Raw genomic sequence first — 18,479 nt, 5'->3', positions numbered from 1 at the left:
TCGTCGCCGTTCGCTCTCGCTCACGCCTTCTCACCGCTCGACTGTTCCGATGTCTCTAGCGAGACGTCGCCATTCCGATGGTCGCTGGCGACGTGAACCAGTTCGTTGCTGAGTCCAGCGGCGAGCCCGCTCCCGCCCCGTCGCCCGACGTTCGTAATCGCCGGGACACCGTGCTCGCCGGCGACCTTGCGGAGCCGTTTCCGGCTCTCGGCGGCCTTCACGAAGCCGACCGGCGTCGCGACGACGACCGCGGGTCGCGTGCCGTCCTCGATACAGTCCGCGAGCGCCAGCGCGGCCGTCGGCGCGTTGCCCACGACGGCAATCGCGTCGTCGTAGACCCCGTCTCGATCGAGTTCGAGGACCGACGCGGCCGTGCGCGTCATGCCGGTCTCGGCGGCCAGCTCAGCGCCGTTACCGATGGCCTTCCGGACCGGGCAGTCGTGGCCCCGGCCGGTGATCCCCTCCTTGACCATCGTGATGTCGGTGACGATCGGGCGCTCGTCGAGGACCGCTCGCGCACCCGCGGCGACGGGTTCGTCGTCGGTCTCGCCGGTGAACCGGACGAGGTGCTGGAACTCGGGGTCACCTGTCGCGTGGACCGATTTCTGCCTGATCCGGTCCGCGAGCGTCTCGTCGGGGACCAGTTTCCGGACCCGGTCCATCGAGGTCTCGGCGATCTCCATGGCGTTCTCGGTGGTCGCGCCGAGGTCGGCGTACTCACCGACAGACTCGCTTCGCTCGTCTGTCGAGCCTCCGCTCGCTTCGCTCGCGGAGACCTCGAAGTCTTCTCCGTCGGGATTAGTCGTCATCGCTGGTCACCTCCGTGCTTTCGCCGCCTTCCAGGTCCGCGGCCGCTCGCGCCTCCAGATCGCCGTCGACCTCCAGATTGAGGTCCCGTAGTCGATCCTCTGTTTCCCGATCGGCATCCCAGAGCCCGCGGTCGATGGCCTCCAGCAGCGTGTCGGTGATCGAATCCAGCGCCCAGGGGTTGACGTCTTTCAGCCAGTCCTGGCGGTCCTCGTCGAAGGCGAACTTCTCGGCCACGTCCTCCCAGAGGTGGTCGGAGACGACGCCGGTCGTCGCGTCCCAGCCCAGCACGACGGCGACCGTCGTCGAGAGGTCGCCCGCGCCCTTGTAGCCGTGGTCCTCCATCGAGTCGAGCCACTCGGGGTTGAGCACCCGGGCGCGCATCGCCTTCCGGACCTTCTCCTCGTTGGTGTAGACGTCGACGTTGTCCGGGTCCGAGGAGTCGCCGACGTAGGAGGCCGGTTCCTCGCCCGCGGTCTCGGCGACGGCGGAGATGAAGCCGCCGTGGAACGCGTACCAGTCTGAGGAGTCGAACTCGTCCTGCTCGGCGGTGTCTTCGATCTTCACCGTGGCGTCGACGTTGCCCAGTCGGCGCTCGAAGGCGTCGTGGGCCTCGCTGACCGTGCCCCGCGAGCCCATCGCGTAGCCCCCCCACTGGACGTAGACGTCGGCCAGGTCCGAACGGTCGTCCCAGTTACCTTCGTCGACGGCCTTGTTCGTCCCCGCACCGTAGCCGCCGGGCCGGGTGGTGAACACGCGGTGTTTCGCCGCGTCGCGGGCCTCGTCGGGGTCCAGTCCGTCGGCTTCGAGCGCTTCGGCGTCCTCCTCGACGTGCTTTTTGACGTAGTTCATTTCGAGGGGTTCGTCCAGTTCGACCACGGCCTCGACGGCGTCGTGGACGACGCTCGCCGCCGCCGGGAACGCGTCCCGGAACAGGCCGGAGACGCGCGTCGTCACGTCGATTCGTGGCCGATCCAGCTCTTCGAGCGGGATCGGCTCCACGCCGTCGACCCGGCCGGCGTCGGTCCACTGCGGTTCGACGCCCATCAGGGCGAGGACCTGCGCGATGGTCTCCCCGCGCGTGCGCACGGTGGGGGTGCCCCAGGCGACGACGCCGATCTCCTCGGGATACGCGCCCTCCTCGTCGTGGTGCCGTTCGGCGACGCCGTCGGCCACTTCGCTCCCCACGTCCCAGGCCGATTTGGCCGGGACCTTGCGCGGGTCGAGCGTGTAGAAGTTCCGCGCCGTCGGGAGCAGGTCGACGCCGCCCCGCGTCGGTGCGCCCGACCCGCCCGGCGGGACGTACTCACCTGCCAGCGCGTCGGCGGTGCGGGGAATCTCCTCCTCCGCGCCCGCGACGCGTGGGGCGGCCTCCTCGCAGACGAACGCCAGGGCCTCGCGCAGGTCGTCGTGGGCGCCCGACTTCGCGCGGGCGTCGCCGAGCGGATCGACGTCGACCACGAGCAGGTTCATGTTGACCTCGCTGTCGCCCGCTGCGAGTTCGGACTCGGGCACGTCGAAGTCGTGAGCGGCCAGCGTCGAGACCAGATCGAGACTCGTCTCGTACACCTCGTCGGCCGCCTGCGCGTACGTCATTCCCAGATCTTCGTCGTAGGTCCCCGGTTCGTCGAGCATCCGCTGGTAGTCGACGCCCAGTACGCCCGCGACGGCCTCGCGGAGGCTCGGCCCGCCGGGGTTGTCGAGTCGGGTGAGCGCGACCAGGTACTCGGTCAATCTGTCGTCCTCGGGCGGTTCGCCCATCGTGTGCAGGCCCAGGCGGATCTGCGTCGTCTTCACGTCCGTCAGGTACTCGTGGATTCGCTCGACGAGGTCGTCGATGTCGACATCGTCGCCAGAGACCTCACCTTCCGCCAGCGTCGACCCGGCTTCGTCGGGGCCGCGGACGTCTGCCTTTTCCGACATCTCGCCCGTGATCCCGAGTTCGACGGCCAGATCGAGGTCGTCGACGGTCTCGCGGATGCGGTCGGCCAGCGCCTCGCCGTCGTCGGTTCTGGCGTCTTCCATGCCCGCCTCGCGGTACCGGTCCGCGAGTTCCTCCAGGTCGGCGAGGTCGTCGTAGGTGCCCGCGTTGGACATCACCGGCGTCAGGTAGTCCACGATGGTCGCGTACGACCGGCGCTTGGCCTGGGTCCCCTCGCCGGGGTTGTTGACGATGTACGGATAGACGTTCGGAACGGTCCCGATCAACTGGTCGGGGGCGCTCTCGCCGTCCAGCCCGACGGTCTTCCCGGGGAGCCACTCCAGACTGCCGTGGGTGCCGAGGTGAACGACCGCGTCGGTGGAAAAGTCGCGTTTGAGCCACTCGTAGAAGGCCACGTAGTCGTGTGGCGGCTGGAGGTCCGAGTCGTGGTAGACCTTGGATGGGTCCATGCCGAACCCGCGCGGGGGCTGGACGGTGACGAGCACGTTCCCGAACTCCACGCCCGGGATGGCGAACGGCCGGTCAGGGACTTCACCCCACTCCTCGAGGACGTTTTCGCGGAAGCGGTCGTCCTTCTCGGCGAACCACTCGCGGTATCGGTCGGGCGCGACGGTGTCGACCGAGAGGTCGCGCACGTCTTCCGGCGCGACCCAGCGATCGTCGAGGGTGAGCTGGGCGGTGAGGGCGTCGATCAGGGACTGGCCGTCCGGCGGTGACTGGCCGTCTCGCGGGTCGCTGAGCTCCCCGCTCGACTGTTCCGAGGCGCTACGCGCCTCGCCCCCGAGGTCGTAGCCGCGGGCGCTCAACTCGTCGAGCAGATTGACGGTGCTCTCGGGGCTGTCGAGGCCGAACGCGGTGCCGATGCCGTCGTCGCTCGGCGGGTAGTTGTGGAGGACCACCGCCACGCGTTTGTCCTCGTTCGGGGTGTGCCGGAGTTCGGCCCAGTTCACTGCCAGGCCGGCGGCGTGATCGACGCGGTCCTCGATCGGGAAGTGCTGCTTGGGGGCGCTCCCGATGCCGGCCTGGTCGTCGGTCCGCTCCTTGCCGCTGATCGGGTGGGTAATGACGTTGCCGTCGAACTCCGGCAGCGCGACGGAGAGGGCGAGTTCGAAGCCCATGACACCGGTGTCGCTCGACTCGTAGCGCGAGCGCGAGCGCATCGTCGTGACGGTCTGGATGACCGGGACGCCCAGCCGATCCAGGAAGACGTCCTCCGCCGAGTCGCCTTCGTCGTCGGCGCTGCGGCCGCGCTCGTCCATCGACAGGGAGAACATGAACGACGAGAGCACGGCGTCGACGATCGGTTCGCCGCGGTCGTCTACCAGCCACTCCTCGGTGACGGTCTCGGCGTCCCACTGGCCCTCGGCGTCGGTCGCTGGCTCGCAGAAGATCGGCAGCGCGTTGGCCCCACGTTCCTCGATGGCCCGGACCTGTGCGTCGACGTAGCGGGTGTTCTCGTGGGTCCAGTGGGACTCGTAGAACCAGACCGCGACCGTCGGCGCGTCGGGGTCGAACGTCCCGAGTAGTTCCTCGTAGCTCGCGGCGGGATAGTCGGGGTGGTAGACCCCCTCCGTCGGGAGGTCCACCGGGTCGTCGAACGCCGGGTCGGCGTCCGCGTCGTAGGTCGCGACGAGATAGCGCAGACAGTTGGCGACGTTGCTCGCGCCGCCGCGCTCCAGATAGGCACAGACGCGCTCACGCTCGTCGTCGGCGACCGTCGTGTCCTCGACGGCGAAGGCGTCGCCCGTCGACTCGACGATCAGGGGGACCCCGGCCTCGGCGAGTCGTTCCCGGGCGTGGTCGTACCCCGGCATGCTGTCCTGGCCGCCGTGCAACCAGAACACGACCGCGGTCGCGTCCGTCAGTTCGTCGACGAACGCGTCCACGTCGGTCCCGTCGTCGAGGTCGCTCTCCGAGCGCACGACGAGGTCGGCGTCGACCTCCCCGGCCGCCCGCTGGACCGCGCCCAGTTCGTTCTCCGTCGCGGTGTATAACCCGATGGTCGGCATAACGTTGTTAAACCTCCGTTTAGTTAACGCAAGTATGGTTGATTACGCCCACGGCAAAAAAGCTTCGCAGGCGCGGGGCGAGGGGGCCGCGTTCGGCGACATCGTCGGGCAGACGGAGTTCAAGCAGGCTTTACTGGCGGTCGCGGCGAACGACGACCTCGACGGCCTGCTCGTCCGCGGCGAGAAGGGGACGGCCAAGTCCACGGCCGTTCGGGCGCTCGCAGCGTTGCTGCCCGTCCAGCGCGCCGTCGCGGACTGTCCGTACGGCTGTCCCCCAGGGGAGCCCCAGCGCCAGTGCGACGAGTGCCGCCAGCGCGACGATCCGCCGACCGAGATTCGAACTGTGCCGCTCGTGACGCTACCGCTCGGTGCCACGCGAGATCGGGTCGTCGGGACCCTCTCCGTGGACGATGCCCTCGACGGAAACTCCGAGTTCGAGCCCGGCCTCCTGGCCCGGGCCAACCGTGGGATCCTCTACGTTGACGAGGTGAATCTGCTCGACGACCACCTCGTCGACGTCCTGCTCGACGCGTCCGCCAGCGGGATCAACCGCGTCGAGCGGGACGGCGTGAGCGTTTCCCATCCCGCCGAGTTCACGCTGATCGGGACGATGAACCCGGAGGAAGGCGACCTCAGGCCCCAGCTGCGGGACCGCTTCGCCCTCCAGGCCACCGTCACGGGCTGCACCGACGTCGAGGACCGCGTCGCCATCGTGCGGCAGGCGCTCGGCGACCGGACAGTGGGCGACGAACGGGACTACCGGACCGAACTGCGGACGGCGAGGGAGGTGCTGCCCGACGTGACGCTGCCAGAGGAGTTCCTCGCGGAGATCGCCGAGCTGTGCCGGGACGCAGGGGTCGACGGCCACCGCGGCGACATCGCCGTCGCGAGGACCGCCAGAACGCTCGCGGCGCTCGAATCGCGCGCGACGGTGATCGAATCCGACGTCCGCCGGGCCGCCGAACTGGCCCTGCCCCACCGCTTGCAGTCACGGCCCTTCGACGACGCGCCGGACCCTGAAGACGTGATCGACGACCACTTCGAGGACGGGGAGCCAGACGGAGACGGCACCGACGGGGAATCGGAGACGGGCGATGGGGACGGAGAGAACGACGCTGCAGACGGTGACGCTGGCGGGACCGGCGGAGCCGGCGGTGACGAGGAAACCGAGAGTGGCGCCAACGGCGGAGACGACCCAGAGGAAACGGAAGCCGACGACCAGGCGGGATCGGGACCAGGCGACGATCCGGAACCGGAGGAGACCGAGGCGGAAGGAGACAGGACCCGGGGTCCGACGGCCACCGCCGACGGGTCCGATCACGGAGGGGGCGAGGGGACTGAATCGGACGCTGACCGCGATGAATCGGGAGCCGACGAGGCGGACGACGCGGAGACGGCGACGCCCCTGCTCCCGGGCCAGGAGCGGGCCGCTGTCGGCGACGGCGCCGCGCCGGACGTCGAGATACCCGACGCGGTGACCGGTGGCGAGGGGAGCGGGTCGCGCGTTCGGACGACACCGAGCCCGAACGGGGACGGCCCGCGGATCAGGACGGAGCCGGCCGACTCCGACGACGGGATCGACGCGGCGGCGTCGGTCCGGGCAGCGTCGCGACGCGGCGGGTCGCGGGTCGAGTCACGCGACCTCCGGCAGTCGGTCAGGGCGGGCAGTGACTCGTCGCTCGTGCTGTTCGTCGTCGACGCGAGCGCGTCGATGCGCGCGGCCATGCGGACGGCCAAGGGCACGGTGCTGGAACTGCTGAAAGACGCCTACCGAGAGCGCGACGAGGTGGGATTCGTGGCCGTAGCGGGCGATTCGGCCGAGGTGGTCCTCCCGCCGACAGACAGCGTGAGCCACGCCGCACGACACCTCAAGGACCTCCCCACCGGCGACCGGACGCCGCTCCCGGACGGCCTGCGGACGGCCCGGTCGGTCGTCGAGCGGACCGATCCGGCCGCGTCTGTGATCGTGCTGGTCAGCGACGGCCGGGCCAACGTCGCCGACGGGAGTCCGACGGCGGCGACCCGGACGGCGGCGCGGGAGCTGGCGAGCCTCGACGCGACGGTCGTCGTCGTCGACGCGGGCGACGGCGGCCGCGCCGGCGTCCTCGACGTCGTCTGCGATGCCACCGACGCCGAGCGCGTCCCGCTGTCCGCGCTCTCCCCCGAACGCGTCGCGGCGACCGTCGACGGCAACTGAAGTTTGGCCCACTCGAAAGCTTTACAACTGCGCTTGCTGTTCTACAACTGTAGTTTACAATGGCGACAGCGAACACCGTTCACGGACGTATCGAATCGGCGCGGCCGGAACTGACGACGCCGCGGGTCGCGCTCGGCCTCGCACTGGTGGCGATTCTCGGGTTCACGCTCCTGTTCGTCCAGGAGCCGCTGGTCCACGACTCGCTGCACAACGCCAGGCACGCCGCCGGCATCGTCTGTCACTGATGCTACAACCCTACCTGGTGCGCGGACTGAAGGCCGGCCTCGTCGCCGGCGTGGCGTTCGGCCTGTTCGTCGCGATCCTGGCGAACCCGATGATCGCCGCGGCGGAGGGACTTGCCGGCGAACACGGCTACCACGGCGAGGACGGCCACGCCGGCGACGATCAGGGTGGCCACCACGACGCAGGGGGGGCCCAGGCCGGCGAGTCCGGCCTGCTCTCGGCGCTGTCTCCGCCGCTGCTCAGCGTGCTCGGCGGCGTCTTCTGGGCGCTGTTGCTCGGCGTCGTGACCTTCGGCCTGGCCTTCTACTTCCTCGAGCCGGCGATTCCGGGGACGGGGGCCGGAAAGAGCGCGGTCGCCGGGGCCACCGGGTTCGTCACGGTTTCTGGCGCCCCCTGGCTCGTCTTCCCCCCGCAACCCCCGGGCGTCGAAGCGGCGCTGTCCATCGACGCCCGAATGGGTCTCTACGCAGGCCTGATGCTGGCTGGCCTGTGCGCCTGCCTGCTGGCCGGGTACTGGTACGACCGACTCCGTGACCGGGGACGGGGGCGCGCGATCGCAGGCGCGGCGGTGCCGTTCACGCTCCTGGTCGGTCTCACGTTCGTCCTGCCCGCGAATCCGGGAACGGGGGCGCTCCCGGCTGCATTCGTCGCCGCGTTCCGAGCCCAGGTCCTGTTCGGCCAGGTCGTGCTCTGGACGCTGCTGGCCGGCACCCACGCGTGGCTGTCGCGTCGCGCGTCCGGGCCCGCAGCCGACCGACCCGCCGAGACGGTGCGGCGGGACGCCCCCTCGGCCGCCGACTGAGTCCTCGCCGTCCGGGTTTCGCTCGTAAGCCGCGTAAACACGCATTTCGGGGCCCAACATGTTCGTTTCCGGAACGACCGTGTTAAGCGTCCCACATTTTCCGGGGGAACGGCTACCCCATCGCTCCACCCAAATCGTGGTATGTCGTTTCAGGACATGGACGCGGTGGAGACCGGCCGTGTGGACACCGACAGCAAGTGGTTCGAGCTCTACCAGAAGGGGATCGAACTCGGGACGTGGGACGCCGGGAAACTCGTCGAGCAGATGGGGGTCGAGGAGGACAAGGCGGTCTGGGCCTCGCTCGAACCCGAGGAGAAAGAGCAGTGGGCGCGCCTGATCGCCGCCTTCGTCGATCTCGAGCACGCCGTCGCCGAGGACGGCCGGCGGATCATCGAGCAGATGGGATCGCCCTATCTCGACGAGTCCATCGAGAAGGAGATGTACGCGACGGTGTTCGCCATGACCGAGGCCAAGCACACGCAGTTTTTCGACATGTACATCAACACCGTCATGGACGACGTGTTCCCGGACACGCACCTCGACATCCGGCGCGGCGGCCAGCCGCTCCCGCGGACCTCCGCCTGCGGGATGTCGAAGCTCGGCGAGCGCCAGGGGGCGAAGATGGCGCTCGCGGCCAACGGCGGCGACCCCGTGGACATCGCCCGCGCCGCGACCACCTACCACATGATGGTCGAAGGCATCGCCGCGAGGGGCGGCTACTTCCTGAAGAACAACATGATGGCCGAGTCGCCGCTGCCGCTTTTGAACAAGGGCTTCCAGTTCGTCAGCACCGACGAGGGTCGTCACGTGACCCACGGACTCGAGTTGCTCTCGGAACTCCTTGAGAAAGAGCGGGCGGGGATTCCGGAGTACCAGGGGGTCGACGAGGCCATCTGGGAGGAGTCACTGGCGTGTCTGCCCCACGTGATCGACACGGCTTACTTCGTCTCGGCGGCGATGGACGACCCCCTCGGCGCGGACTTCGACGGACTCATCCAGCGCGGGATGGAGCTGTGGCACGCCCAGTTCAAGGAGACGCTGGACCTGGAGCACTACGCCCCGAACACCTTCTCGCAGGTGGCGCAGGGGGCCGCGAACGAGGCCGACGAGACCGACTACGACGGCCGGATCGAACACCACGCCGCGACCTACGCGCGGAAACTGGACCTCGACGAGACCGACGTCGTCACCGGAGGTGTCGCCGATGACTGACCTGACCGACATCGGCGGTGGCGGCGAGTTCACCGCCTCCGACGAGGAGATTCAGGAGGCGCTGGAAGACGCCAGCGAAGAACTCGGCCAACCGGTCGACGACATCGAGCGAGAAGTGGCCTACATCCTCGATTCGGGCACCGGGAGCGCGACCAACGAGGGCGTCGCCGGCACGTCGGTCGGCGCGAACGCCTCGGCCGCCTCGGATCCGCGACTCGAAGCCCTCGAACTGTACAAACTGAACGAACGGATCTGACGGGAACGCGATCTGCGAGGGTCAGGCGAGCGCGTCGAAGAGAAGCCGATACGCGCCGCGCTCCTCGCCCTCGTCGTGGTACGCGACCGGTTCTTCGATGGCGACCGCGGCGTCCCCGTCCAGCGCTGCCGCGGTGACGACCCCCTCGGCGTCGAGACCGCCGATCGGTCCGTCGACGACGTCGAAGACCGACAGACCGTGGCTCTCCGCGTCGCGGTCCCGGAAGTGCTGTGCGCTCGCGACGGCGATCCGGTCGCCGTGAGTGCCGATTCCAGTGGCGAAGCCGTCGACCGGGTGGGTCCAGTTCCGCTCGCCGCCGAGGGAAACCCCGACCCCGGTGTGTTCCATCGGGTGGCGGGCGTCGGTCTCGCGGCCCTCCTCGGGGTAGGTGTTCCCGGTCACGAAGACCGCTCCTGCCGCCGTCGCGTGGACGTGATTCGGGTAGGCGTAGACGCGGTCGCCGTCGACGGACTCGGGCGTCGCCAGCGGGACGCGTGCGCGCTGGCCGCCGTCGGCGTCGAGCAGGTAGCCACAGTAATCGCCGTGACTGGCGACCGCCATCCCCTCGGCGAGCAGCGAGACGTCGCCGACCCGCCGCTGGCCGTCCGTCCCGGGGTCCCACGTCACCCGTTCGTCTCCAGTCTCGGCGTCTAGCACCACGAGCCCGCACTGGTGATCGCCGGGACAGCGGTTGTAGGCCACCGCAACCCGGTCCTCGCGGACGGCGAGGCTGATCGGTGACGCGTCCGCCCGGTAGCGCCAGTCGACGCCGCCGTCGGGGCGGAAGGCGTAGACCGCGCTGTGGAACCGGCGGCCGTCGTCTCCACGCTCGTAGCGCCGCGCCGCGACGTACATCCGGTCGTCGCCGGCGACGACGTCTGCGACGAAGGGGAGCAGAAACCGGGTTTCTTCCTGTGGCTCACCCAGATCATCTGCCGTCTCGTAGCGCCAGACCAGATCGCCCGTCGCAAGATCGTGACAGCGAACGGCACCAGCCGGACCGCGTTCCCCCGCAACAATTTTTCCGTCGAAGGCAATATTTTCTTTAGTATTTTTGCCGTCGAAGGTATCAATCGACACGACGCGCCCGTCGCCCGTCTCGGTCGTCCACAGGGAGTGCAGGTCCCGATCGAACGCCCGGAGCCGCCCGTCCGCGGTGCCCGCGAGAACTGTATCGTCGGTGAGCGCCACGGCCGACCGGCGGCCGAGGTGCCGGGACCCCGCGGGCTCGACGTCTCCGAGCGACCGGTTTCGCCGACCGAGGCTACTCATCGGCCGGGAAGACCTCGTGGAGGTGGTGGTGGGCCTCGCCGAACCCGTCGAGGACCGATTCGGCCTGTCCGGTCAGGCGGTGGATCGCCCGTTCCGCGTCCCGCACGGCAACCAGCCGTCCGCGGGTGTAGTCGTACTCCGGATCGCCGGGGTCCATCGCGGCCACCTCCTCTTCGAGGTCCACCAGCGCGGCGTCGAGGTGCCGTTCGATCTCCGGCAAGGTCTCCGCGTTCGCCAGCGCCTCGATGGGGCCGTCGAGGCTCCCCTCGAGTTCTTGTTCCGCGTGTTCGCGCGTGCTTTCGTCGCCGATGCCGAGTGCCGTCATCACGCCCAGTCGCAGGGCTTCGAGTTCGTCACAGCTCATAGTGTTTGATCCACGAGATCCGAAACGATGCGGTCCCGGTCGAGGTGGGACGAGACGATACGGTCGGCGTCGCCCTCGTCGGCGTCGCCGTACCAGACGCCGTCGGGGTAGACGGCGACCATCGGTCCCTCGCCGCAGCGGCCCAGGCAGGATGATCTGGTGACCCGGGCGTCACACTCCTCGGAGTCCCGGACGGCCTGCCGGAGCCGCTCCAGGACCGCTGGCGCCCCGTCTTCCGCGCAGGTCTGGTTCGTACAGACCGCGACGTGTTTCTCGGGCGCGTCGTGGACGTGCGGGTCGTCGTCGACGTCCTCGCGGTCGGCGTGGGTCTCCTGGTGAGTCAGCGCTCGCAGCATCGCCCGCGCGCCGCCGACGTCTTCCTCGTAGCCGTCGAGTTCGACCTTGTACTTGCAGGTGTCACAGGACATCTCGACGCTGCCGGTACGGGCCTCCTGCCAGCGGTCGCCCAGCACGTCCAGTAGCCGCGAGTCGGTCCCGAGCGGGTCGCCCGCCGCCGCGTCGACGTAGGGGTATTCGTCGTCGAACTCGTCGGTTCGGTCCCGGATCCGCTGGGTGAGGACGCCGTCGCCCAGCATGTACGGCAGGACGACCACCGCGTCGGGCCGCCGCTTGGCGACGCCGTGCAGCGACTCCTCCAGCAACGGTTCGGTGACGCCGATGAACGAGGCCTCGACGCGGTCGAAGGCTCTGCCCTCGTCCAGCAGGCGGGCGAGTTTGTGGACGTCGCCGTTCGCGTCGGGGTCGCTCGATCCCCGGGCACAGACCACCGCGACCACGTCGTCTTCGGTCCTGTCCACGCCGAGTTCGGCCTCGACGGCCGTGGCCCGGTCGTCCAGCAGGTCGACGATAGCGGGATGGATCCCCAGGTGCGCGCCGTTGTTGACCGTCAGCCCGTCGTGGGCCGACCGGGCCTGCTGGACGGCGAGCGGCACGTCGTTTTTGACGTGGCTCGCGGCGAACAGCGAGAGGGGGACGACGGTGACCTCCGACACCGCGCCCGCAAGGCCCGCGATGGCATCGGGGATGGCGGGTTCCGCGAGTTCCAGGAAGCCGGCATCGACCGGCACGCCGAGTCGGTCTTCGAGAGCGACGGCCAGTTCGCGGACCTGCTCGTTGGACTTCTCCCGACGGGAGCCGTGGCCGACCAGCAGAACCGCCTCGTCGTCGAAGGCGCCCGCGGCGTCGCCGCCCGTGGTGCTCCGGCTCATGGCTCGACGTTCTCGGCCTGCTGGAGACTCCGCCGGAGCTTTCGCCGCCGCGACGGCGCGAACAGGCCCGTCTCCTCGCAGCCATCGTAGAGCCGCGGGCCGACGGTCGGGACGGCCGCGTCCTCGACGCCGAACCAGTAGCCGCCCGAGGCGGTCTCGGATAACTCGTCGTAGGGGGCGTCCACGTCGAGGCCGTCGAGCAGTCCCTGGATCCGTTCGAGCAGCCGCCGATCGTCGGCGACGAAGGAGAGGCCGACCGTCCCCGCTGAACTCTTGAAACAGATCGTCCCGCAACCCTCCAGCAGGCCGCGGAGTAGCTGGCGGTCGTGGTCGGCGACGGAGTCCAGCCGGTAGCCGCCCGGCTGCCCGTCCCGCGGGAGGCCGAACGCGGCCGCGGCGCGCGTCGAGAGGTCGCCGAACACCTGGACCGTGTACGCCTCCTCGGTCCTGGTGATCGACGTGTCGTGGGCGTACTCGCGCTCGCGGATGCGCTTGTCGACCTGCTCGGCCCCGGCGATGGCCGCGAGCCGGCGGGCCGCCGTCTCGTCGGTGGCGCGGACGGTCACCGAGTCCTCGCCGAGGTCGCCGTCGCCGACGACCCGGCCCCAGAAGTACGCCGTCTCCGGGTGGCTCGCCAGCAGGTCTCTGGGGACGCCGGTTTCGACGCTCACGCTTTCCCTCCGTCGGCGGACGAGACCTCGATGGCGTCGACCGGGCACGCTGTGGCGGCCTCTCTGGCGTCCTCGATCAGTTCGTCCTCGAAGGTGACGGTGAGGCGGTCGTCACCGTCCGCATCGCCGGGCCGGCGGTCCGTCTCTCCGTCCGTGGACTCGATCCCGGCGAGGCCGTCCTCGGCCTCGACGAACCGGTCGTCCCGGACGAGGCAGGCGAAGATCCCGTCGCAGGCCTCGCGGTCGAGGGTGACTGTGTAGGCCATCAGTAGTCGTACTTGGTCTCGTAGCCCCGCGGGGTCACCATCCGGTCGTCCCAGACGTAGGTCTCCGAATTGCCCACGAGGATCGTGGTCGTCATGTCGATCAGGTCCGTCTCGCCGAGGTCGGGAAGCTCGCCCAGTTCGACGATCTCGACTTCCTCGTCCTCGCGCCCGGCGGCGTGGACGACGCCCACCGGCGTGTCCGGGTCGCGGTGTTCCAGCAGGATCTCACAGCACTTCTGGAAGTTCTCTCTGCGCTTGCGACTCCAGGGGTTGTAGATGGCGATGGTGAAGCCCTCCTTCGCCGTCGCGTGGAGCCGTGACTCGATGGTCGGCATGTCCGTCAGGTGATCCGACAGCGAGATCGAGACGGTGTCGTTCACCAGCGGTGCGCCGACGCGTGCGGCACAGGACTGGGCCGCCGGGACGCCCGGGACCACGTCGAAGTCGAGCATCGACGCGGTCGCGCCCTTGGACTCGACGATCTCCAGGGCGAGGCCGGCCAGCGCGTAGACGTTCGGGTCGCCGCTCCCGATGATCGCGACGTCGTTGCCGGCCAGCGCACGGTCGATGGCCTCCTCCGTGCGCGAGACCTCGCCGCACATCGGCGTGTCGTAGATGTCCTCGGCCGCCTCGGTGATCTCGTCGGGCAGCAGGTCGACGTAGGTCGTGTAGCCGACGATGTGCTCGGCGTCGGCCAGCGCGGTCTTCGCCCGGTCGGTCATGCCCTCGGGCTGACCGGGACCGAGACCGACGGCGATCAACTGGCCGGGGTCGGCGTCGAAGTCGTCGACGGTCGCGCCGACCTCCTCCTCGTCGGAACTCGCACCGCACTCGCTGGACGACGAACTCGACGAGTCCGTGGATGCGCCGCACTTCGACTCACTCGTGGTCTCCTCGGTGCTGGTCGTTGCACCGCCGCACTTCGATTCCGTGTCTGTACTCGCGTCGTTGGTAGTGGTATCGTCGGTGCTCATGGTTCAGAAATCCTCCACGTCACGTCCGCCGCGGGGCGTGACGAGGAACTCGCGGTGGTCGTTCTCCCAGACCTCGGTCTCGTGGGTGCCGATCAGGATCGAGGAGCCCATCCCGCCGACCTTCTCGTCGTGGTCGGTCACGTCGGCGAGTGTGGTGATCGTGTTCGTCTCGCCCTCGACGTTCCGGCCGGCATCGCCCCGGCCGGCGTCGTTGACGATCGCGACCGGGACGTCGGCCGCCCGCTCTTCGCGGACGACCTCGATCGCCCGCTCGTAGTCGCGCCAGCAGTTGTAGAGGACGATGACGAACCCGGAGATGGCCGCGGCCCGGAGTTTCTCCTCGATCTCGTCCCAGCCGCGCCACTTGTCCGACAGCGAGACGGTGCAGAAGTCGTTCGAGAGCGGCGCACCGAGGGTCGCCGCGCCGCCCAGCGCCGCCGTGACGCCGGGGACGATCTCGATCGGGACGTCCGTCGCGTCCTCCGCCTCTGCCATCGTGAAGACCAGGTCGCTCTTCCCGTAGACGTTCGGATCGCCCCCGGAGACGTGGGCCACGTCCTCGCCGTCGCGGACGCGCTCGAAGGCCTCGCGGGCGAGTTCGACCTGCCGGCCCATCGTCGACCGGACGAGCGTCTGGCGTGACCCATCGGGTCGTTCGAGGACGGTTCCTTCGTCGGCAGATGCGGCCGAAACCCCTCCGTCGGCGGCCGCCTCGACTTCGGCGCTCTCGGGCGGCAGGGTCCCGTCCTTCCGCAGGAACTCCTGGTAGAGGTTCGAGGCGACGACGCAGTCGGCGGTCGCGATCACGTCTTTGGCCCGCTGGGTCATCCCGCCAGGGAGCCCCGGACCGATGCCGACGACGTAGAGGGTGCCGTAACCTTCGTCCCCACTGTCCTCGGTTCCGCTCATCGTCCGATCGCCACCGTCACGGCCTCGTCGTAGCGCTCCTTCTCGCGGAGCAGTTCGTGCTCGCGCCCGCCAGCGATGGCGCTGGCCTCGGAGATGCCCGGCCAGCCGATCAGCTCCTTCGAGCGCGAGGGAGAGGGCCCCTCGAACTCCTCCAGGGTCTCCTTCTCGAAGGAGATCACGCCCAGATCGAGTTCGGCCGCGGCGTCGAGCAGGCCGTCCTCCTCTTCCTTGCGGGTCCCGGTCGCGACGAAGTCCACGTCCGCGATCTCGTAGTCGGTGCCTTCGAGGGCAGATCTCCAGGCGGCCTCGAACTGCTCTTTCTTCGCGCCGGAGACGCTCCCGGTGCCGAGGACGACGCCGTCGTCGCCGTTGCGCTTCAGTACTGTGACGTCGTCGTCCACCATCACCGCCTTCGGCCCGTCGAGTCGCTCGACGGGACCCAGTTCGTCGTCGAGGACGGCGAGGTTCGTCGCGACAGTGGAGTCGCCGTTGACGACGTGCGCGTCGAGAGCCTTCGCCTGTTTCTCGACGCCCTGCTTGTCCGCGGCCTCCGAGGCCGTGGTCATCGCCGGCACCGCACCCATCGTCGCCAGGTCGTCGGCCACCTGGTTCGCGCCGTGGTGACCGCCGGTGATGGGGATGGCCCAGGTCAATTCCTCGTCGACGACGACGATGGCGGGGTCGTCCCACTTGTCGTCTAGCAGCGGCGCAGTCTTGCGCATCGCGATGCCGCTGGCCATCAGGCCGACGAAGCAGTCGTACTCGCCCCAGTGCTCGGCGAAGACGTCGCCGTGGTACTCGACGAGATCGATCGACTCGTAGCGATCGCCGATTTCGGCCCGGATCTCCTCGGCCGTGTCCCACTTGCGCTCGAAGGAAACGATCGCGATCTCCTCGGCGACCTCCCCGTCGCTGTCGGGGGTCGAACAGTGGCCGCCGCTCGATTCGCCAGAGTCGTCGTCCGCCGCGTCGTCGGTGTCAGTGCTCATCAGTCGTCGGCCTCCGTTTCGCTCTCGCTCCCGCGATTGGCCCAGCCGTCGTAGAGGTAGGACCGCTCGTAGCCGTCGCCAGCGACGGCCTCGCCGATGATCACGAGGGCCGAGGCGCGATACCCGGCTTCGGTCACCCGGTCGCCGATGGTCCCGATGGTCCCTTCGATCACGTCCTCGTCCGGCCAGGACGCGTGGTAGACCACGGCGACCGGCGTCTCGGGGTCGTGGCCCTGTTCGAGCAGTCGGTCCATCGTCTCCGCGACGGCGTGGGTCCCGAGGTAGATGCAGGTCGTCACGTCGCCCATCTCCACGAACTCGGAGATGTGGTCCTCGTCGGCGTCGAGGGTCTTGCCCTGCGGCCGGGTGAAGGCGACGTGGTTCGAGACCTCGTTGAGCGTGAGTTGGGTTCTGAGGGTGGCGCTCGCGGCGAAGGCCGCGGTGACGCCGGGGACGAAGTACGTCGGGACGCTCTCGTGTTCCAGGGCGTCCATCTGCTCCAGCGCCGCGCCGTAGATGGCCGGGTCGCCGCTGTGGAGGCGGACCACGTTCTCGCCGGCCTCGTAGGCGTCACGCATGAGCGGGATCAGCTCTTCGAGATCCTTGCCGATGGAGGAGACCGTCTCCGCGTCGGCGCAGTACTCCTCCAGCAGTTCGCTGTTGACGAGCGACCCCGCGTGAACGACAAGGTCGGCTGCCTCGACGAGTTCGCGGCCGGCGACGGTCAGCAGTTTCGGGTCGCCGGGGCCGGCACCGATGAAGGGAATCCCCTCCTGCTCGTCGCCGGCGCTGCGTTCGTAGACGCGCGGATCGCGGTCCGTCCGACCCGCCGTCGCGTCGATGGCGTCCTGCGGGTCGGTCGGATCCTCGCCGTCGGTCGCGTCGGGATCAGTCATCGGATCGCACCTCCGGCAGTTCGTCGCCGCAAGCGACCCCTTCGGCGCACTCCTCCGTGACCGGACCTGGGTTCTCGTAGGCCGTCTCGAACTGCGCCGTGGCCAGGTCCTCCTCGGCGTCGCTCCGCGTCGCGTAGGCGAGGGTGTAGTAATCGCGCTCCTCGATATCGTCGGGGTCGTCGGTGACGACCGTCTCGCCCTGCTCCATGAACAGCCGCCGACCGTAGGTCACGTCGTAGCCCGCATCGACGAGCCCCTCGTGGGTCGCGGGTGCGTCGGTCACTTTGAACAGGACCATCCGGTCGGGACCGGTCGGTGAGCGCCCCTGATCGGCCTCCCGGAGTGCCAGCCCCGAACCGGCCGGGATCTCGACGCCAAGCGCCGTCGCGAAGGCCGTCATGGCGCTGACGCCGGGGACGACTTCCAGCTCCACGTCGGGGTGGAAGGCGTCCAGTGTTCGCCGGAGGTGGCCGAACGTCGAGTAGACGTTGGGGTCGCCCAGCGTGACGAAGGCCGCGTCGCCGTCTTTCGCCCGGGGCGCGATCTCGGCGGCTGCCTCCTTCCAGGCCCGCCGGAGTTTCTCCTCGTCGCGTGTCATCGGGAAGTCGAGGTCGCCGATGCGCTCCTCGGGGACGTGTTCGGTCGCGACCGAGCGGGAGAGCCGGCCCGGCGAGTACACCACGTCCACCTCTTCGAGGACGCGCTTCCCCCGGACCGTTACGAGATCCGCCTCGCCGGGGCCGAGTCCGACGCCGTAGAGGGTCATGGCTGGTCCTCCGGGAATCGCGAAGCTACGCTTCGCTCACCCCCATCCGCGGCAACCTGCTCGTCGCTCGCGCTCCCGATCAGCATGTAGACGGGGTTGTCCGAGTCGAAACTCGTCGCGCCGGCGAGTTCGTAGCCGTGGCTGACCTGGAACTGGACGACCTCTTCGAGGAGGTCGCGCTCGCGGAAGGCGTCGGTCGCCGCGCCGGCGACCTCCAGCCGCGAGACGTTCATGATCACGCGGTCGACGCCGGTCGCGACGGCGTGGTCGAGGACGGCCTCGTAGTTGCGGCTGCCGCCGAGGAAGAGCGCGTCCGCGTCCTCTGGGAGCCCGTCGGGAGCTTCCCCCTCGCGCAACTCGACCTCGGCGCTGGTCTCGTTTGCCGCCAGGTTCTTCCGGGTGGTCTTAAGGCGCGATTCCTTCCGTTCGACCGCGGTGACGCGGCCGGCTCGGCGCGCGGCCTCGATGGTGACCGCTCCGGTACAGGAGCCGACCTCGGCGAAGTGGTCCGCGTCCGTGAGCCCCAGCTTCGAGAGCAACACGGCCCGGACCTCGGGCTTGGTCGGCCCCGCCTTCGCGTCGTGTGGGAGCGCTACGCGGGACATCACCGAATACAACCGGAGTGTCGGATAAAACAATTTTGGTTGTATTAGTGAGAGTGGATTTGCCGTTCGG

At 69.2% G+C, this 18,479-nt stretch carries 18 protein-coding genes; 5 read left to right on the top strand and 13 right to left on the bottom strand.

Annotated features, from left to right (window positions below; all coding sequences use genetic code 11):
* Positions 1–20 precede the first annotated feature (20 nt).
* Both U5918_RS16255 and cobN read right to left on the bottom strand, forming a co-directional pair.
* The gene (locus U5918_RS16255) at positions 21–809 is read right to left on the bottom strand and encodes a precorrin-8X methylmutase (protein WP_336002698.1); all 789 of its coding nucleotides are present in this window, start codon (positions 807–809) and stop codon (positions 21–23) included.
* Positions 799–4,758, bottom strand: coding sequence for a cobaltochelatase subunit CobN (cobN, locus tag U5918_RS16250; RefSeq protein ID WP_336002697.1), 3,960 nt, complete (start codon positions 4,756–4,758; stop codon positions 799–801). The genes U5918_RS16255 and cobN overlap by 11 nt, the downstream gene beginning before the upstream one ends.
* 34 nt (positions 4,759–4,792) lie before the next feature.
* Here cobN and U5918_RS16245 point away from each other — a divergent pair, with 34 nt between their 5' ends.
* From U5918_RS16245 to U5918_RS16225, 5 genes are all read left to right on the top strand, one after another.
* Complete coding sequence (locus tag U5918_RS16245; protein ID WP_336002695.1) at positions 4,793–6,955, top strand: VWA domain-containing protein; 2,163 nt, start codon at positions 4,793–4,795, stop codon at positions 6,953–6,955.
* 59 nt (positions 6,956–7,014) lie between these two features.
* Positions 7,015–7,200: a CbtB domain-containing protein gene (locus tag U5918_RS16240; RefSeq protein ID WP_336002694.1), complete on the top strand. Its 186-nt coding sequence runs from the start codon at positions 7,015–7,017 to the stop codon at positions 7,198–7,200.
* Complete coding sequence (locus tag U5918_RS16235; RefSeq protein ID WP_336002693.1) at positions 7,200–8,000, top strand: CbtA family protein; 801 nt, start codon at positions 7,200–7,202, stop codon at positions 7,998–8,000. Before U5918_RS16240 ends, U5918_RS16235 begins: the two co-directional genes overlap by 1 nt.
* Positions 8,001–8,141: 141 nt before the next feature.
* Complete coding sequence (locus U5918_RS16230) at positions 8,142–9,212, top strand: ribonucleotide-diphosphate reductase subunit beta (protein WP_336002692.1); 1,071 nt, start codon at positions 8,142–8,144, stop codon at positions 9,210–9,212.
* A complete protein-coding gene (locus U5918_RS16225) occupies positions 9,205–9,468 on the top strand; it encodes a hypothetical protein (RefSeq protein WP_336002691.1) in 264 nt (87 codons plus the stop codon). The genes U5918_RS16230 and U5918_RS16225 overlap by 8 nt, the downstream gene beginning before the upstream one ends.
* A gap of 21 nt (positions 9,469–9,489) precedes the next feature.
* On the opposite strand, the gene U5918_RS16220 is transcribed toward U5918_RS16225, so the two are convergent.
* From U5918_RS16220 to cbiT, 11 genes are read right to left on the bottom strand one after another with little or no spacing between them, the layout of a single operon-like run.
* Complete coding sequence (locus U5918_RS16220; RefSeq protein WP_336002690.1) at positions 9,490–10,740, bottom strand: outer membrane protein assembly factor BamB family protein; 1,251 nt, start codon at positions 10,738–10,740, stop codon at positions 9,490–9,492.
* Positions 10,733–11,104 (bottom strand): DUF3209 family protein, encoded by a 372-nt coding sequence (locus U5918_RS16215; protein ID WP_336002688.1) that lies wholly within the window; start codon positions 11,102–11,104, stop codon positions 10,733–10,735. The genes U5918_RS16220 and U5918_RS16215 overlap by 8 nt, the downstream gene beginning before the upstream one ends.
* Positions 11,101–12,333 carry a CbiX/SirB N-terminal domain-containing protein gene (locus U5918_RS16210; RefSeq protein ID WP_336002686.1) on the bottom strand — a complete coding sequence of 411 codons (1,233 nt, stop codon included), beginning with the start codon at positions 12,331–12,333 and terminating at the stop codon, positions 11,101–11,103. The genes U5918_RS16215 and U5918_RS16210 overlap by 4 nt, the downstream gene beginning before the upstream one ends.
* Positions 12,330–13,004 (bottom strand): cobalamin biosynthesis protein, encoded by a 675-nt coding sequence (locus U5918_RS16205; protein ID WP_336002684.1) that lies wholly within the window; start codon positions 13,002–13,004, stop codon positions 12,330–12,332. The genes U5918_RS16210 and U5918_RS16205 overlap by 4 nt, the downstream gene beginning before the upstream one ends.
* The gene (locus U5918_RS16200) at positions 13,001–13,270 is read right to left on the bottom strand and encodes a ferredoxin (protein WP_336002682.1); all 270 of its coding nucleotides are present in this window, start codon (positions 13,268–13,270) and stop codon (positions 13,001–13,003) included. The genes U5918_RS16205 and U5918_RS16200 overlap by 4 nt, the downstream gene beginning before the upstream one ends.
* Positions 13,270–14,244 carry a precorrin-3B C(17)-methyltransferase gene (gene cobJ / locus U5918_RS16195; protein ID WP_336002679.1) on the bottom strand — a complete coding sequence of 325 codons (975 nt, stop codon included), beginning with the start codon at positions 14,242–14,244 and terminating at the stop codon, positions 13,270–13,272. The genes U5918_RS16200 and cobJ overlap by 1 nt, the downstream gene beginning before the upstream one ends.
* A gap of 3 nt (positions 14,245–14,247) precedes the next feature.
* A complete protein-coding gene (locus U5918_RS16190) occupies positions 14,248–15,153 on the bottom strand; it encodes a precorrin-3B C(17)-methyltransferase (protein WP_336002677.1) in 906 nt (301 codons plus the stop codon).
* Positions 15,150–16,142 carry a cobalt-precorrin 5A hydrolase gene (gene cbiG / locus U5918_RS16185; protein ID WP_336002676.1) on the bottom strand — a complete coding sequence of 331 codons (993 nt, stop codon included), beginning with the start codon at positions 16,140–16,142 and terminating at the stop codon, positions 15,150–15,152. The genes U5918_RS16190 and cbiG overlap by 4 nt, the downstream gene beginning before the upstream one ends.
* Entirely contained in the window at positions 16,142–17,038 is an 897-nt protein-coding gene (locus U5918_RS16180) for a cobalt-precorrin-4/precorrin-4 C(11)-methyltransferase (protein WP_336002675.1), read from the bottom strand. The genes cbiG and U5918_RS16180 overlap by 1 nt, the downstream gene beginning before the upstream one ends.
* Complete coding sequence (locus U5918_RS16175; RefSeq protein ID WP_336002674.1) at positions 17,031–17,804, bottom strand: cobalt-factor II C(20)-methyltransferase; 774 nt, start codon at positions 17,802–17,804, stop codon at positions 17,031–17,033. Before U5918_RS16175 ends, U5918_RS16180 begins: the two co-directional genes overlap by 8 nt.
* Complete coding sequence (cbiT, locus tag U5918_RS16170; RefSeq protein WP_336002673.1) at positions 17,801–18,442, bottom strand: precorrin-6Y C5,15-methyltransferase (decarboxylating) subunit CbiT; 642 nt, start codon at positions 18,440–18,442, stop codon at positions 17,801–17,803. Before cbiT ends, U5918_RS16175 begins: the two co-directional genes overlap by 4 nt.
* Positions 18,443–18,479: the final 37 nt, after the last annotated feature.

The sequence above is a fragment of the Halorientalis sp. LT38 genome, assembly GCF_037031225.1.
GTDB classification, from domain to species: domain Archaea; phylum Halobacteriota; class Halobacteria; order Halobacteriales; family Haloarculaceae; genus Halorientalis; species Halorientalis halophila.
Note: the sequence above shows the minus strand (reverse complement) of the source record. Positions and strands in the feature narration are given on the sequence as shown.